Source organism: Nonomuraea sp. NPDC049625 (assembly GCF_040675285.1).
In the GTDB taxonomy this organism is placed as follows: Bacteria; Actinomycetota; Actinomycetes; order Streptosporangiales; family Streptosporangiaceae; genus Nonomuraea; species Nonomuraea angiospora_A.
Genome location: NZ_JBFAOQ010000007.1, coordinates 328,902 through 344,504, shown reverse-complemented (window position 1 = coordinate 344,504; position 15,603 = coordinate 328,902). Strand labels below are relative to the sequence as shown.

The window sequence follows — 15,603 nt, the reverse complement described above, 5'->3', positions numbered from 1 at the left end:
TTTAGCGGTGCAGGTCCCGAATCCCGCTGAGCAGCGATGTCGCTAGCTCAGGTAGGGAAACCAGGATATCCGGTAGTGACGGGTCGGCTTGGTTGTAGGTCAGCTCGGAGCCGTCGATCCGGCTCGCGTGGGCCCCGGCGGCCTGGGCGACGGCGACCGGCGCGGCGGAATCCCACTCGTACTGGCCCCCGGCGTGTACGTACGCCTCGACCTCGCCGGTGAGCACCGCCGAGATCTTCGCCCCGGCGGACCCGATGGGGACCAGGTCGGCTCCGAGGAGGTAGGCCAGCTTCTGCACGAACTCCGGCGGGCGCGTGCGGCTCACCGCGATGCGGAACCGCCCCCCGTCGAAGGAGCGCGACCCGGGCGGCTCCGCGGTGGTCAGCGTGCGGCCCTGGGCGGGCAGCGCCACGGCGCCCGCGGTCAGCCTGCCGCCCTCCCACAGCGCCACGTGCACGGCCCAGTCGGACCGCCCCTCCTCGGCGAACTCGCGCGTGCCGTCGAGCGGGTCCACGATCCACACCCGGGACGCGCTGAGCCGGCGCGGGTCGAGCCGCTCCTCGCGGGTGGCCTCCTCCGACAGCACACTGTCACTGGGACGGAGCCTGGCCAGCGACTCCATGAGGAAGACGTGGGAGGCCCGGTCACCCTCCGCGCGCAGGGCCGAGGAGTCGCCGAACCCGGTGCGCTCGCGAATGCGCAGCAGCCGCTCGCCCGCCTCGGTGGCCAGATCAGCGGCGAGTGCGTGGTCGTCGCGAATCGTCATCAATAAGCTCCTTGCCCGCGGGCGACGGCCGACCAAGTCTTCCACAGGATCTGGAGGTCGAGCGTGAGGGACCAGTTCTCCACGTAACGCAGATCGAGGCGGACGGATTCCTCCCACGATAGGTCAGATCTACCACTGACCTGCCACAGGCCCGTCATCCCGGGGCGTACGAGGAGCCGTCTGCGCACGTCGTCGCCGTAGCGCGCCACCTCCTCCGGCAGGGGCGGCCGGGGGCCGACGAGCGACATGTGGCCGCGTACGACGTTGATGAGCTGTGGCAGCTCGTCCAGCGAGGTGCGGCGCATCCGCGTGCCCAGCGGCGTGACCCGGGGATCGTTCCTGATCTTGAAGAGCACGCCGTCGCGGTCGCTGACCAAGGTGATCTTCTGCTGCTCGGAGCCGCGCCGCATGGTGCGGAACTTCAGGATCGTGAACAGCCGCCCGTCCCTGCCGACCCTGGTCTGCCTGAACAGCGCGGGCCCCGGACTCGTCACGCGTACGGCCACCGCCAGTCCCACCAGCAGCGGCGCGAGCAGCACCAGCAGCGCGGTGGCGACCAGCCGGTCGAAGATGTTCTTGACCAGTTTCCTGGCCCCGCCCAGCTCGGGGTGCTCCACGTGCAGGAGCGGCAGCCCGGCGGCCGGTCTGATCATGGTGCGCGGGCCCGCCACGTCCATCAGCGCCGGGGCGACCACCAGATCGGTGTGGGTGCGCTCCAGCCGCCAGGCCAGCCGCCGCAGCGCCTGCCCGTCCATCTCGGGACAGGCCAGCACGGCCACGGTGTCGGCGCGGAACTGGTCGACCACGATCGGCACGTCGCTGAGGTCGCCGGCGACCGGCACCTCGCCCACGAAGTCGCCCGGCACGCCCCCCGGCAGGCAGGCGGCCACGACGTCCATGCCGTGGTAGCGCTCCTTCTGGAACAGCCGCACCAGCTCCTCGACGGACGTCTCGTGCCCGACGGCGACCACCTTGCGCATGCACTCCCCCGCCGCCCTGCGCCGGTGCAGGGAGCGGCGCAGGGCGTACCTGAGGAGCAGCGTGAGCAACGTCACCAGCGGCAGCGCGAGCACGACGTAGCCCCGGGCGACGTCGGTCTTGGTCAGGTAGGAGCCGATGGCGGTGCCCGCGGTCAGCGCGACGCCCGACTGCACGACCCGGCGGAACTCCTCGGAGCCGACGCCGAGCATGCGCGGCTCGTACGCGCGGTTGAGCGCCACCGCGAACGCCCACACCACCGGCAGGGCCAGGCTGACCAGCAGGTACGGCAGCACGTACGGCGTGAGCTCGCCGAAGCGAACGTAGAAGGCGAGCCCGGACCCCACCCAGGCCCCGCAGAGGTCGCCCAGCACCGCGCGGAAGCGGTAGGAGCGGACCCAGGTGGGCGTGCGCGGGCTGACTCGCCAGGAGGCCACATGGCCCGGTCCGACGACGGCCATGAAGCCCTCACCCCGCACGCATGCCTCCAGGTGACCATTCCTGAACGGACAGTCACAGATGGTAGCTGCAGGAGAGGCAGGGGACCGGCGAACGGACCTATGTGGCGATCAGCGTGGAGGGCCCGAAATATGCAGATCAGACCGGTGGAAGTCGTTCTGGGTGACTTCGAGGCCGCGGGACATCAGCGACTCCACGACGTCGGCCGCCCGGTCCACGAGGAAGGGCAGGTCCTTGCGCTCCATGGTGGCGAAGTCCCGAAGCACGAAGGAGGCCGCGTCCATGCGCCCGGGCGGGCGCCCGATGCCGAAGCGGACCCGCAGGTAGTCGCGGGTGCCGAGGACCTTGGTGATCGACTTGAGGCCGTTGTGGCCGTTGTCGCCGCCGCCGAGCTTGGCCCTGAGCGCGCCGTAAGGCACGTCGAGCTCGTCGTGGACGACGATCAGCCGCTCCGGGCCGATCTTGTAGAAGTCGGAGAGCGCCTTGACGGGCCCGCCGGAGAGGTTCATGTAGGTGAGGGGCTTGGCCAGGATCGCGGTGCTGGTCTCGCACACCTCAGCCCTGCTCTTGTGCGCCTTGAACCGCCCGCCGGCCCTGGCGGCGAGCTCGTCGAGCACCATGAAGCCCGCGTTGTGCCTGTTGCCCGCGTATTCGGGCCCGGGATTGCCCAGGCCGGCGATCAGCCAGCGATCCATCTGCACCCCTAACAGCGGAACGGGGCGGCTCGAGTCCGGCCGCCCCGTTCACGAATCGGACCGTTACTCGGCGGAAGCCTCTGCGGTCTCGCCCTCGGCGACCACACCCTCGGCGGCCTCCTCGGCCTCCTCCGGCGCCTCGACCGGCTTGGCGATCACCTGGAGCACGACGGACTCGGGGTCGGCGGCCAGCGTGGCGCCCTTCGGCAGCGCGAGCTGCGCGGCCGTGATGGCGGTGCCGACCTCCAGGCCCTCGACGTCGACCTCGACGCCGGTCGGGATGTGGGTGGCCTCGGCCTCGACGGCGACGGCGACGAGCTGCAGGTCGAGCAGGCCGTCGGTGTGGACGTCGCCGACCGTGTTGACCGGGATCTCGACCGTGACCTTCTCGCCGCGCTTGACCAGCAGCAGGTCGACGTGCTCGACGAAGCCCTTGATCGGGTCGCGCTGCACGCCCTTGGGCAGGGCCAGCTCGTCGACGCCCTCACCCTTGAGGTGGATCAGCACGTTGGGCGTGCGGAGCGCGAGGAGCACCTCGTGGCCGGGCAGGGTCAGGTGCTTGGGGTCGATGCCGTGCCCGTAGAGAACCGCGGGCACCTTGTCGGCGCGGCGGATCTTGCGAGCGGCGCCCTTGCCGAACTCGCTGCGCGGCTCGGCGGCGATACGTACTTCGGACATGACATCTCCTAGGGATGCTTGGAGTCTGGTGGGTGTCGGCGCTCTCCCTCACCCGCCCTAGCGGAAGGCGTTACGAGCGCAACCGGGCCAGTCTACAGCGCTGTCTGCCGAGCTCCGCTCGGAAGGCTGTGATGGATGTCCTCACTTCGCTGCGGATCCATCACAGCTCAGGTGTCACCCTCGAACAAGCTCGTGACCGAGCCGTCCTGGAAGACCTCGGTGATCGCGCGGCCGATGAGCGGCGCGATCGACAGCACCGTCAGCTTGTCGAACCTGTTGGCCTCCGCCAGCGGCAGCGTGTTGGTGACGATGACCTCGGAGATCCGGGAGTTCTTCAGCCGGTCGACGGCCGGGTCGGAGAAGACCGCGTGGGTGGCGGCGGTGATCACGTTGGTGGCGCCCTGCTCGTAGAGGGCGTCGGCGGCCTTGCAGATGGTGCCCGCGGTGTCGATCATGTCGTCGATCAGCACGCAGGTGCGGCCGCGGACCCGTCCGACGACCTCGCTGACCTTCACCTGATTGGCCACGTCGAGGTCACGGCGCTTGTGGATGAACGCCAGCGGCGTGCCGAGCGTGTCGGCCCAGCGCTCCGACAGCCGGACGCGGCCGGTGTCGGGCGAGACGACGGTGGTGTTCTCCAGGTCGAGCTTGTTCTTGAGGTAGCTCTCCAGCACCGGCATCGCGAACAGGTGGTCGACCGGGCCGTCGAAGAAGCCCTGGATCTGCGAGGTGTGCAGGTCGATCGACATGAGCCGGTCGGCGCCCGCGGTCTTGAACATGTCGGCCATCAGCCGGGCCGTGATGGGCTCGCGGCCCCGGCCCTTCTTGTCCTGGCGGGCATAGCCGAAGAACGGCATGACCACGGTGATGCGCTTGGCGGAGGCCCGCTTCAGCGCGTCGACCATGATCAGCTGTTCCATGATCCACTTGTTGATGGGCGCGGTGTGGCTCTGGATGACGAACGCGTCGCAGCCGCGTACGGACTCCAGATAGCGCGCGTAGATCTCGCCGTTGGCGAAGTCGATCAGCTTGGTGGGGGTGAGGGAGACGCCGACGTGATGAGCCACCTCGTCGGCGAGCTCAGGGTAGGCCCGGCCCGAGAAGAGCATGAGGTTCTTCTCGCCCGGCTGTTTGATACTGCTCATGAGACCTCCTTCGTCGGTCTCATGACCGTGCTGCTGTGCTTACTGATGACCTCAACAAGCTCGGTCATTTGCCACTCTCCTGCTGCTCTTGCTCGGCCAGCGCCCGCTGGGCGGCCGCGGCCGACTTCGTGCCCGCGCGCCTGCGCAAGACCCATTTCTCGATGTTGCGCTGCCGCGCACGCGCCACGCCGATGGCGCCGGGAGGCACGTCGTCGACGATCACCGAGCCCGCCGCCGTGTAGGCGCCGTCATTGACCGTCACCGGGGCGACGAGCATGGTGTCGCAGCCGACGAACACCCCGTCGCGAATGGTCGTCTGGTGCTTGTTGACCCCGTCGTAGTTGACGAAGACGGTGGAGGCGCCGATGTTGACGTCGTCGCCGATCGTGGCGTCCCCCGCGTAGGACAGGTGCGGCACCTTGGAGCGCTCGCCGACCTTGGTGTTCTTCATCTCGACGAACGTGCCGGCCTTGGACTTGCGGCCGAGCACCGTGCCGGGGCGGAGGTAGGCGTAGGGGCCGACGCTGACCTCGGGGCCGATGTCGGCGCTGTCGCAGACGGCGTTGCGGACGACGGCGCCTTCGCCGACGCGGGTGTCGGTCAGCGTGGTGGCGGGGCCGACCTCGGCGCCGGTCTCGATCACGGTGTCGCCGTGGAGCTGGGTGCCGGGGTGGATGACCACGTCGGGCGCGATCCGCACACCGACGTCGATCCAGGTGCTGCCGGGGTCGATGATCGTCACCCCGGCGCGCATGTGGTCCTCGAGCAGGCGCAGGTTGAGCACCTTGCGGGCGGCGGCGAGCTGCACGCGGTCGTTGACGCCCTCGACCTCGACGAAGTCGCCCGCGACGCAGGCGCCGACCCGGTGGCCGTCGCCGCGCAGGATGGCCAGGACGTCGGTGAGGTATTCCTCACCCTGGGCGTTGTCGGTGGACACGCGCTTGACGGCGTCGGCGAGCAGCGAGCCGTCGAAGGCGTAGATGCCGGAGTTCATCTCCTTGATCGCGCGCTGCTCCGGGCTGGCGTCCTTCTCCTCGACGATCTCCAGCACGGCGCCGCTCTCGTCGCGGATGATCCGCCCGTAGCCGGTCGGATCGGGCACGTTGGCCGTCAGCACGGTGACCGCGTTGCCTTCGGCCTCGTGCCGTTCGAGCAGCTCGGCGAGGGTTCGCGGGCGCATGAGCGGCACGTCCCCGTACGTGACCAGCACGGTGCCGGAGATCACGCCGACCTCTTCGAGCACGGTGCGGACCGCGTGGCCGGTGCCACGCTGCTCATGCTGGACGACGGCGCGCGCGTCGGGGCTGGTGGCGGCCAGGTGGCCGCCGACCTGCTCCAGCGCGTGGCCGATGACGACGATCAGCTGTTGCGGATCGAGGTCGCGGGCGGCTGCGAGCATGTGGTTGACCAGCGAACGGCCACATAGCTCATGCAGGACCTTGGGGGTCTGACTCTTCATCCGGGTACCCTCGCCCGCGGCGAGGACGATGACGGCTGCCGGGCGCGGCACACTCACGGACTGAGGCTCCCTGTGACTGGACGGATCAGGGCATTTGGTACGTCTACCGCACCGCTACCCTCCCGACACCGTGAGGATACCTGGACGCACCCCGAACATTCTCGCCGGGGGAGCAGGTCACAGCTCCCGGAAGAGGACTCGAACCCCTACAAAGTGGACCAAAACCACTTGTCCTGCCGATTAGACGATCCGGGACAGATCGGACACGTGGCGTCCGACACATCCCTACGATACCGATCCCGAACCCCGGCGCGCGCCCGTAATTGCGTCCCACACCCGGCTCGGGCGTGAAGTCCCAGGTAACGGCAGGTACGCGGCACGCTGACCGTATAACAGACCGCCCTAAAAGGCGCAAGGCGCGAACCCCACCCACCTTGTTCTGCAGAGCGTCACGTTCCCCCCATTAACGGCTTAGGGCTTCCTTACTTACGCTAGCGTAGGTTACGGTTGCGTAGTCCGGACATACATCCTCATACATGCCGTTGGAGGTCGTCCATGACCGTTGTCGCCGAGCGTTCAGCCCCGACACCGAAGCCCGAATTCGAACCCGAGCCCAGATCCAAGGCAGAACTGGTCACCTTCACGCTCGTCGTCGGACTGCCGCTGATCGCGATCGCGGCCGCGGTGCCGTTCGCGTGGGGATGGGGACTCGGCTGGTCGGACATCGTCATCTCCTTCGTCTTCTACGTGATCTCCGGGCTCGGGGTGACCGTGGGGCTGCACCGCTACTTCACCCACGGCTCGTTCAAGGCCAAGCGGCCGCTGAAGATCGCGCTGGGCATCGCGGGCAGCCTGTCGCTGGAGATGTCCGTGCTCGACTGGGTGGCCACGCACCGCAAGCACCACAAGTTCTCCGACAAGGAGGGCGACCCGCACTCGCCGTGGCGGTTCGGCCCCGGCTTCAAGTCCCTGTCCAAGGGCCTCCTGTACGCCCACATGGGCTGGCTGTTCGAGAGCGAGCGGACCAACCGCGAGAAGTACGCTCCCGACCTCGTCAAGGACCCCGACGTCATGAAGCTGCACAAGTGGTTCGGCACGATCGCCCTCACCTCCATCGTGCTCCCCGGCGTGATCGGCGGGCTCGTCACCTGGTCCTGGCAGGGCGCGCTGACCGCGCTGTTCTGGGGCTCGCTCATCCGCATCGGCCTGCTGCACCACGTGACCTGGTCGATCAACTCCATCTGCCACGTCTTCGGCGAGGAGGAGTTCCAGGTACGCGACAAGTCGCGCAACGTCTGGTGGCTGGCCATCCCGTCCTTCGGCGAGTCCTGGCACAACCTGCACCACTCCGACCCGACCTGCGCCCGGCACGGTGCGCTCAAGGGCCAGATCGACCTGAGCGCCGGGTCCATCCGGATCTTCGAGAAGCTGGGCTGGGCGTACGACGTCCGCTGGCCTACCCCCGAACGCCTGGCGGCGAAGCGCATTGCCTGACGTAGATCAGCCGGTGAACGGCCGCGCACCCGTGGCCGTCATTATGGAGACCGTGACCGAACCCCGATCTCGCAGGCGCATGTCCGGTAGCGAGCGCAGAGAGCAGCTGATCAGCATCAGCCGCACCCTCTTCGCGGAGAAGGGGTTCGACGGGACCTCTATCGAGGAGATCGCCGCTACCGCACAGGTGTCGAAACCCGTGGTCTACGAGCATTTCGGCGGCAAGGAAGGCGTCTACGCGGTCGTCGTGGACCGCGAGATGCAGAAGCTCCTCACCATGATCACCGAGGCGCTGGCCGCGTCCCATTCACTGATCAAACTGGAGCGGGCCGCGCTGGCGCTGCTCCAGTACATCGAGGAGAGCAGCGAGGGCTTCCGCATCCTGGTGCGCGACTCCCACGCCGCCTCGGGCACCGGCACGTTCGCGAGCCTGATCAGCGAGATCGCCAGCCAGGTCGAGGACGTCCTCGCCGACGAGTTCGCGGCCCGCGGCTACGACCCCAAGCTCGCGCCGATGTACGCCCAGATGCTGGTCGGCATGGTCGCGCTGACCGGGCAGTGGTGGCTCGACGTACGCAAGCCGGGTCGCGAGGAGGTCGCCGCCCACCTCGTCAACCTGGCCTGGAACGGCCTGACCGGGCTCAACCCCGACCCGGCGATCACCGCGGCGACCCGCGACCAGCCCGTCTCCGTCCCCGCCCCGGCCCCCGTCCCCGCCAAGCCGCGCACGAGCGAGAAGGAGCTGCGCGAGCTGGAGAAGGCGCGGGACAAGGAGCTCAGGGAGGCCGAGAAGGCACGGGTGCGGGAGTTCAAGGAGGCGGAGAAGGCGCGGGTCCGGGACCTCAAGGAGCGGGAACGGCTGCTCAAGGAGGCCGAGAAGGAGCGCGAGCGGGTGCTGAAGGAGGCGGAGAAGGCGCGGGAGCGCGAGGAGAAGATCCGCCAGCGCGAGGCCCGCCTCGCCGAACGCACCGCCCGCCTCGAACAGGCGGACCACCAGGAGTAATCCGCCGTCAGGACCCCGGGCCGAAAGGCGTCGGCGGGAGGGACGGATGCGGGAAGACGGTCCGGCGGTGGGCTTGAACAGGGGGGATGTCTTGAGTGACGATTGGGTAGAGCGTGGTTGACTTTCCGGGATAAGCCGTTGCGACCGCGTTAACGTTCTGTTCAACCAAACGGGGCAATATAGGCCATATGTCCGCGGAACCGTTCCAACCCGCCAACGACCTGCCCCTGCCTCAGGAGCGGTTTCTCAATCGCGAAGAGAGCTGGCTCCAGTTCAACGAGCGCGTGCTCGATCTGGCCGAAGATCCATCGACCCCCCTCCTTGAGCGGGTGCGCTTCCTGGCGATCTTCGCCAGCAACCTCGACGAGTTCTTCCGCGTACGGGTCGCGGGCCTGAAACGGCGCATGGCCACGGGCCTGCTGCTGCGTACCAAGAGCGGGCTGAAGCCGCGCGAGGAGCTGGCCAGGATCGCCACGATCGCGGACGATCTGGCCATCCGGCACGCCGCGGCCTTCCACCACCACATCTCCCCTCAGCTGGCCGCCGAGGGCATCGAGATCGTCCGGTGGGACGAGCTGGGCCGCGAGGAGCGTACGGAGCTGCGCAAGCTGTTCAGGGAGCGGATCAGGCCCGTGCTGACGCCGCTGGCCGTGGACCCCGCGCACCCCTTCCCCTACATCTCCGGGCTCAGCCTGAACCTCGCGGTCCTGGTGCGGAATCCGGCCACCGATCACACGGTGTTCGCACGGGTCAAGGTGCCGTCGCAGTTGCCGCGGTTCGTGCAGGCCTCGAAGGACCGGTTCGTCCCTCTTGAGGATGTCATCGCGGCCCATCTGGGGCAGCTCTTCAAGGGCATGGAGATCCTCCAGCACCACGTCTTCCGCGTCACCAGGAACGAGGATCTCGACGTCGACGAGGACGTCACCGAGAACCTCATGCAGGCTCTGGAGAAGGAGCTGCTCAAGCGGCGGTTCGGCCCGCCCGTGCGGCTCGAGGTCGAGGACACGATCACCCCGGAGGTGCTGGCACCGCTGATCGAGGAGCTGGAGCTGGCGCCGCACGAGATCTACCGGCTGCAGGGGCCGCTCGACCTGTCGGGCCTGCACGCCATCGCCGACCTGGACCGGGGCGAGCTGAGCTACCGGCCGTTCGTGCCCGCCGAGGTGATCAGCGCCGAGGACGACCTCTTCTCGATCCTGCGCGAGCGCGACGTGCTGCTGCACCACCCGTACGACTCGTTCGCCACCAGCGTGCAGCGCTTCATCGAGGTGGCCGCGGCCGACCCCAGGGTCCTGGCGATCAAGCAGACTCTCTACCGCACCAGCGGCGAGTCCCGCATCGTGGACGCGCTGATCGACGCGGCCGAGGCGGGCAAGCAGGTCGTCGTGGTCGTGGAGATCAAGGCCCGCTTCGACGAGCACGCCAACATCTCCTGGGCGCGCAAGCTGGAGCGGGCCGGCTGCCACGTCGTCTACGGCGTGGTCGGGCTGAAGACCCACTGCAAGCTCGCGCTCGTGGTCCGCCAGGAGCCCTCGGGCGAGCTGCGCCGCTACTGCCACATCGGCACCGGCAACTACAACCCCAAGACCGCCCGGCAGTACGAGGACTTCGGCCTGCTCACGGCCGACCCGCTGGTCGGCGAGGACGTGACGGACCTGTTCATCCACCTGACCGGCTACTCCAACCACTCCGCCTACCGGCGGCTGCTGGTCGCGCCCCACTCGATGCGCAGCGGGCTGCTGGCCAGGATCGAGCGGGAGATCGCCCACCAGGAGGCGGGGCGCCCGGCACGGATCAGGATCAAGACGAACTCCCTGGTGGACGAGCCGATCATCGACGCCCTGTACCGGGCGTCCAGGGCGGGCGTCCCGGTGGACCTGTGGGTGCGGGGCATCTGCAGCCTCCGCCCAGGCATTCCAGATTTGTCCGAAAATATCCGCGTAAGGTCGGTCTTGGGGCGCTTCCTTGAGCACTCCCGGGTGTACGAGTTCGGCCTGGGCCGCCGGCCCGAGATCTGGATCGGCAGCGCCGACCTCATGCGCAGGAACCTCGACCGCCGCGTCGAGGCCCTGGTCAAGGTGACCTCACCGCAGCACAAGGCCTACCTCATCGAGCTGATGGACCTGGCCATGGCCGAGACCACGAACGCGTGGGTGCTGCACTCCGACGGCACGTGGGCCCGCCACCCGGGCGAGGACCCGCAGAGCCATCTCATCAGCACGCGCCGCTGGAGGACCGTTGATGACTGACCTGCTCCGCGCCGCCGGAGCCGTGGTCTGGAGGGGCGAGGAGAGCCGCCCCGAGGTCGCCGTCATCCACCGTCCCAACTACGACGACTGGACCTTCCCCAAGGGCAAGCTGAAGTCCGGCGAGCACGTGATCGCCGCCGCCCTGCGCGAGGTGTGGGAGGAGACCGGGCTGACCGTGCTGCTCGGCCGCGCGCTGCCACCGGTCCACTACCTCAGCTCCGGGCGGCTCAAGCGGGTCGACTACTGGACGGCGCGGGTGGCCGCCGACGACGGCTTCTCCCCCGATGACGAGGTGGACGAACTGCGCTGGCTGCCGTTAGAGGAGGCCAGGCGGCTGCTGACGTACGAATGGGATGTGGGGCTGCTGCGCGCGCTGAAGGCCGCGCCGCTCGAGACCGTGCCCCTCGTCCTCGTACGGCACGGCTCGGCCGGCTCCAGGAACGAGTGGCAGGGCGACGACGAGCTGCGCCCGCTCGACACCGACGGCCGGTCGCAGGCGGCGCACCTGGCCACCGCGCTGCCCGCCTACCGGCCCGAGCTGCTGATCAGCTCCCCCAGCGCCCGATGCGTCCAGACCCTGGAGCCGTACGGGGCCGAACTCAAGCTGGAGCCCCTCCTCAGCGAGGAGGGGCAGGACCCGCAGAAGACACCCGCCATGGTCAGGGAGATCACCGTGCCCGCGGCCGTGTGCAGCCACCGCAAGGTGCTCCCCGACCTGATCAGGACGTTGAGCGGAAAGGACCTGCACCTGCGCAAGGGCGCGTTCGCCGTGCTGCAGCGGGCGGGCGGGCACGTCGTCAGCGTCGAGCGCTACGCGGCCTGACCGAGCGCCTGGCAGCCGCGCCGCTCACCAGGTGACCTCCAGCTTCGCGAAGCCGTCGGCGATCCTCCCCTCGCTGCGTGGCAGTTCCTCGACGGGTACGGCCGTCCGCAGGGTGGGGAAGCGCTGGAACAGCCTGCCGAACACCGCCACCAGCTCGACCCTGGCCAGGCTGGCGCCGATGCAGAAGCGCGGGCCGTACCCGAAGCTCAGATGCGGGTCGGACGGCGGACGGCGGATATCGAACACATCCGGATCCGGATAGATCCGCTCATCCCGGTTGGCCGCACCCGGGGTGAGCACCACGGCCTCGCCCCGGCGGATCGTGTGGCCGCCGATCTCGATGTCCTCGTGGGCGTACCTGGGCAGGCCGTGCAGGCTCGGCGTGGCCATCCGCAGGATCTCCTCGACCGCGCCGGGCGCCAGCCCCGGGTCGGCGATGAGCAGGTCGCGCTGAGCGGGGTTGGCGAGCAGGAGCAGCACGCCGAAGTCGATGCGGTTGACCGTGGTCTCGTGGCCGGCGAACAGCAGCCCGCCGGCGAGCTCGGCGATCTTCCCGTCGTCGTCCAGCTCGTTCGCCAGGTCGGACAGCACGTCCTCGGCCGGCTCGCGCCGCTTGCGCTCGATGAGCCCGGCCATGTACGCGCTCAGCTCATCGCGCGCCGCCTGGCCCTTCTCCAGGTCCAGCATGTCGCCCAGGCGGAACGACACGCCCCCGAAGTACTCCCTGTCCTCGTACGGCACCCCGAGAAGCCGGCAGATGACCAGCACGGGCAGCGGGAAGGAGAGCTCGGCGTGCAGGTCGACCGGCGGCGTCAGCTTGGCCAGGTGGTCGAGCCGCTCGTCCACGAGCGAGCCGACGTGGTCGCTGAGCGCCTTCATCCTGCGGGCCGAGAAGGACGGCATGAACAGCTTGCGCATGCGGTCGTGCTCGGCCTTCTCCGTGGCGATGTCGCCCTGGGGGCCGCCGAGTATGGCCGATCCCGACAGCCTGGCGGCCTTGTCCGGCTCGGGATGCGAGCGCCCGAGCCTGGGGTCGTTGAACAGACTGCGCGCGTCCTCGTAGCCGCTGACCAGCCAGACCTCGTCGCCCGTCTGGGTGCGTACCTTCGCGATGCCCGCTTCGGCCCGCAGGTCGCGGTACGCGGCGGGCACCTCCAGCAGGTTGCCGCGTTCGAAGGGGATGGTGGGAAGGTTCCTCATAGAACCTTCATAACCGCCCCGACCGTCTCTGCCCAGACTCTGGGGAACTCCGCGTACGCCCGCTCGGCCGCGCTGCGCTCGATGCCGATGAGCACTCCGTACGTGAACGTGTCCTCGCCTGCCTGGCGGGCGCTCTCGGCCTCCTTCGCCAGCGTCTCCTGCGCCACCACGCCGTCCTGGTGCGTGCCCAGGATCTCCTGGACGTTCTCGGATAGTTTGGCCAGCTTGCCCATGTTCGCGCCGAGAGTGGGTTGGAGCGCTTCGGCGGTGTAGCGAGCGCGTTTGGCGGCCTTGCGTACGTCGTGCATGGCTATTTCACGACGTTCCGGGTCTTCTATGGCCTGAGCGGTTTCGTAGGCCTTCGTCACCCGGTTCCAGCCGGCCACCGCGATGGCGCTGAGCTTCTTCTGGGCGGGCTTGGCCGCCGCCTTCTCCAGCTTCGGGACGGAGACGAGCTGATCGAGCGCGTTGAGGAGGGTGTAGTAGCGGTCGCCGCTGAGTGCCTCCTTGATGCGGCCGTACGCCTCCTGCTCGCGTTCGTACAGATCCGTACCGAGTCGGGTCTGGATGGGGCCGTGAACCAGCTCGGGCTCCAGCCCTGCCAGCTCCTTGGCGAACCTGGCCCTGATCACCTCCAGGTCGCGGGCCTCGCCGAGCACGTTGCCGAGCCAGCGCAGCTCGTCCTGCACCTGGGCGGTGTCCGCGATGACGCTCTTGAACGCCTTGAGCGCGCTGCGCATCCTGCGGGCGGCCACGCGCATCTGGTGCACGGCGTCGTCCTCGGCCCTGCGGACCCGCGGATCCTGCGCGAGGAGGGCGTTGACCTGCCCGGCCAGGTAGGCGACGACGATCTCGCCCGCCGTGTCCGGCTCGGTGGGGGCTTTGGGGAGCGGGGCGGGTTCGAGCAGTTTGGCGAGTTTGCTGGCGGCCGCCGAGGGTGTCGCGCCGGCCTTCCTGAGGCGCTTGCCGACCTTGGCGAGAACGCCCTGGCGATCGGGGGCGAGCAGCTCGGCCTCGACCTCGCGCCACCGTACGATCGTGGGCTCATCCCCGTACACCGTGCCCTTGACGCGGTCGTCGGCGACCTCGACGAGCTTGACGTCGCCGTCGAGCAGGACGGTGACGCTCCTGCGGGTGTCCAGCTCGGCGACCGGCACGAGCGGGGCACCGCGGGTGTAGGCGCGGACGAGCTCGGCCAGTTCCGCGGGCACGACCTTGGCGCTGCGGGTGAGGGGACGGGTGATCTCCTGCCGTACCCCCTTGGCTTTGGGCAGCTTCAGGTGCCAGCCGGCGTCGTCGCCGCCTCGTCGCCGCCTGAGCGTGACGCCTCGCGCGGCCAGCCGCAGGTCGGCGGTGTCGTAATAGAGAGCCACCAGCTGGTAGCTCTTCGGCCCCACGACCTCGGCCACTCGGCTCAGGTCCGGAATCGCGTAGTCGGGAGGAACGTCAAATTTGTCCTCGATCTCGATGCCCACTACACCTCGCAAGAGTCCGATTTCGGAACATCATGCCACTTTGAGGTGAACATCACACGACCTGCAGGAGCTCGATTCTGTTGCCGACGGGGTCCGAGAGATAGATCCGCCGGTAGCCGGGGAAGAGCAGGTCGGGCTCCATGCCGGGGGCGTACGCGTCGAGGTCGTCCACCAGGAAGGCAGGATGTGCCTTGCGCGCGGGCCTGAAGTCGTCCTCGATGCCGAGGTGGACCTCCACACCCTCGCCCTTGAACCATACCCCACCGCGTTTGGCCAGCTCAGGCGGCTTGGGCACCTCCCGAAGTCCCAGCACGCCCTCGTAGAAGCGCCTCAGCTCCGGTTCGCTGCCCCTGGGCGCGGCGAGCTGGACGTGGTGCAGCGCCTGGATCATTTCTGCATCACCACGAAGATCCGCCGGAACGGGAAGGGGGTCCCGTAGCTCCTGACCGGGTAGACCTCGGCGAGCGACTTGGCGAGGTCCTGCTTGAACCGCCGCTGCTCGGCCGGGTCGAGCCGGTCGAAGACCGGGCGCAGGGCGGTGCCGGAGACCCAGTCGAGCACCGGGTTCTCACCCTGGAGCACGTGCATGTAGGTCGTCTCCCACGCGTCCACCTGCGCGCCGCCGTGGTTGAGCAGGTCCAGATAGTCGATCGGGTCGTCGACCGGGTGCGCCCTGAGGACGCCGTCGAGCCTGTCGGACCAGGCGCGGGAGGCGCACAGCTCGTGGATGGCGACGTGGCTGGGGGCGCCGAAGTTGCCCGGCACCTGGAACGCCAGCCAGCCCCCCGGGGCCAGATCCTCGACCCAGTGCTCCAGTACCTCGCGATGCTCCGGCACCCACTGCAGGACGGCGTTCGAGACGATCACGTCCATCGGCCGGTCGGGACGCCACGTGGCCACGTCCGCCACCGCGAACCGCACCCTGGACCCCAGCCCGCGGGCCTTGGTGATCATCGCGGGCGAGGAGTCGTAGCCCTCCACGGTAGCGCGGGGCCAGCGATTGGCCAGCTCAACGGTGAGTTCACCACTGCCGCAGCCCGCGTCCACGACATAATCGGGGTCGACCGCCCCCACTCTGGAGATCAGCTCGATGAACGGCCGCGACCGCTCGTCGGCGTAGACCGCGTACGTTACCGGGTCCCAAATATCTCTTGACATGAAGATAATTGATATCGAGAG

General features: G+C 68.9%; 14 protein-coding genes and 1 tRNA gene. 4 read left to right on the top strand and 11 right to left on the bottom strand.

The annotated features are described in order from the left end of the window. Position 1 precedes the first annotated feature (1 nt). The 7 genes from AB0J87_RS30655 to AB0J87_RS30625 form a co-directional block, all read right to left on the bottom strand. Positions 2 to 766, bottom strand: coding sequence for a 3'(2'),5'-bisphosphate nucleotidase CysQ (locus tag AB0J87_RS30655; protein WP_363970670.1), 765 nt, complete (start codon positions 764 to 766; stop codon positions 2 to 4). Continuing rightward, positions 766 to 2,205 (bottom strand): sugar transferase, encoded by a 1,440-nt coding sequence (locus tag AB0J87_RS30650; RefSeq protein WP_350725824.1) that lies wholly within the window; start codon positions 2,203 to 2,205, stop codon positions 766 to 768. Before AB0J87_RS30650 ends, AB0J87_RS30655 begins: the two co-directional genes overlap by 1 nt. Before the next feature lie 108 nt (positions 2,206 to 2,313). Next, the gene (gene pth / locus AB0J87_RS30645; protein ID WP_350725826.1) at positions 2,314 to 2,898 is read right to left on the bottom strand and encodes an aminoacyl-tRNA hydrolase; all 585 of its coding nucleotides are present in this window, start codon (positions 2,896 to 2,898) and stop codon (positions 2,314 to 2,316) included. Between the two features lie 63 nt (positions 2,899 to 2,961). Beyond that, a complete protein-coding gene (locus tag AB0J87_RS30640) occupies positions 2,962 to 3,576 on the bottom strand; it encodes a 50S ribosomal protein L25/general stress protein Ctc (protein WP_363970667.1) in 615 nt (204 codons plus the stop codon). Positions 3,577 to 3,743: 167 nt separating this feature from the next. Then, positions 3,744 to 4,721 (bottom strand): ribose-phosphate diphosphokinase, encoded by a 978-nt coding sequence (locus AB0J87_RS30635; RefSeq protein ID WP_350725830.1) that lies wholly within the window; start codon positions 4,719 to 4,721, stop codon positions 3,744 to 3,746. Between the two features lie 64 nt (positions 4,722 to 4,785). Further along, positions 4,786 to 6,237: a bifunctional UDP-N-acetylglucosamine diphosphorylase/glucosamine-1-phosphate N-acetyltransferase GlmU gene (glmU, locus tag AB0J87_RS30630; protein ID WP_363970664.1), complete on the bottom strand. Its 1,452-nt coding sequence runs from the start codon at positions 6,235 to 6,237 to the stop codon at positions 4,786 to 4,788. A gap of 126 nt (positions 6,238 to 6,363) precedes the next feature. After that, positions 6,364 to 6,435, bottom strand: a tRNA-Gln gene (locus AB0J87_RS30625). 300 nt (positions 6,436 to 6,735) lie between these two features. Between AB0J87_RS30625 and AB0J87_RS30620 the strand changes: the two genes are divergently transcribed. From AB0J87_RS30620 to AB0J87_RS30605, 4 genes are all read left to right on the top strand, one after another. Next, positions 6,736 to 7,674, top strand: coding sequence for a fatty acid desaturase (locus AB0J87_RS30620; protein WP_363970661.1), 939 nt, complete (start codon positions 6,736 to 6,738; stop codon positions 7,672 to 7,674). Positions 7,675 to 7,726: 52 nt separating this feature from the next. Next, complete coding sequence (locus AB0J87_RS30615; RefSeq protein WP_363970659.1) at positions 7,727 to 8,677, top strand: TetR family transcriptional regulator; 951 nt, start codon at positions 7,727 to 7,729, stop codon at positions 8,675 to 8,677. Between the two features lie 188 nt (positions 8,678 to 8,865). Beyond that, a complete protein-coding gene (locus AB0J87_RS30610) occupies positions 8,866 to 10,926 on the top strand; it encodes an RNA degradosome polyphosphate kinase (RefSeq protein ID WP_363970657.1) in 2,061 nt (686 codons plus the stop codon). Then, on the top strand, positions 10,919 to 11,749 hold the full coding sequence (locus tag AB0J87_RS30605) for an NUDIX hydrolase (protein WP_363970655.1): 831 nt from the start codon (positions 10,919 to 10,921) through the stop codon (positions 11,747 to 11,749). Before AB0J87_RS30610 ends, AB0J87_RS30605 begins: the two co-directional genes overlap by 8 nt. Positions 11,750 to 11,773: 24 nt before the next feature. On the opposite strand, the gene AB0J87_RS30600 is transcribed toward AB0J87_RS30605, so the two are convergent. Genes AB0J87_RS30600 through AB0J87_RS30585 form a run of 4 tightly spaced genes read right to left on the bottom strand, consistent with a single transcriptional unit; the run spans position 11,774 to position 15,582 of the window. After that, positions 11,774 to 12,949: a cytochrome P450 gene (locus tag AB0J87_RS30600; RefSeq protein WP_363970653.1), complete on the bottom strand. Its 1,176-nt coding sequence runs from the start codon at positions 12,947 to 12,949 to the stop codon at positions 11,774 to 11,776. Beyond that, positions 12,946 to 14,424 (bottom strand): CYTH and CHAD domain-containing protein, encoded by a 1,479-nt coding sequence (locus tag AB0J87_RS30595; RefSeq protein ID WP_363970651.1) that lies wholly within the window; start codon positions 14,422 to 14,424, stop codon positions 12,946 to 12,948. Before AB0J87_RS30595 ends, AB0J87_RS30600 begins: the two co-directional genes overlap by 4 nt. A gap of 52 nt (positions 14,425 to 14,476) precedes the next feature. Continuing rightward, complete coding sequence (locus AB0J87_RS30590) at positions 14,477 to 14,815, bottom strand: glyoxalase (RefSeq protein ID WP_350725844.1); 339 nt, start codon at positions 14,813 to 14,815, stop codon at positions 14,477 to 14,479. Then, on the bottom strand, positions 14,812 to 15,582 hold the full coding sequence (locus AB0J87_RS30585) for a trans-aconitate 2-methyltransferase (protein WP_363970649.1): 771 nt from the start codon (positions 15,580 to 15,582) through the stop codon (positions 14,812 to 14,814). The genes AB0J87_RS30590 and AB0J87_RS30585 overlap by 4 nt, the downstream gene beginning before the upstream one ends. Positions 15,583 to 15,603: the final 21 nt, after the last annotated feature.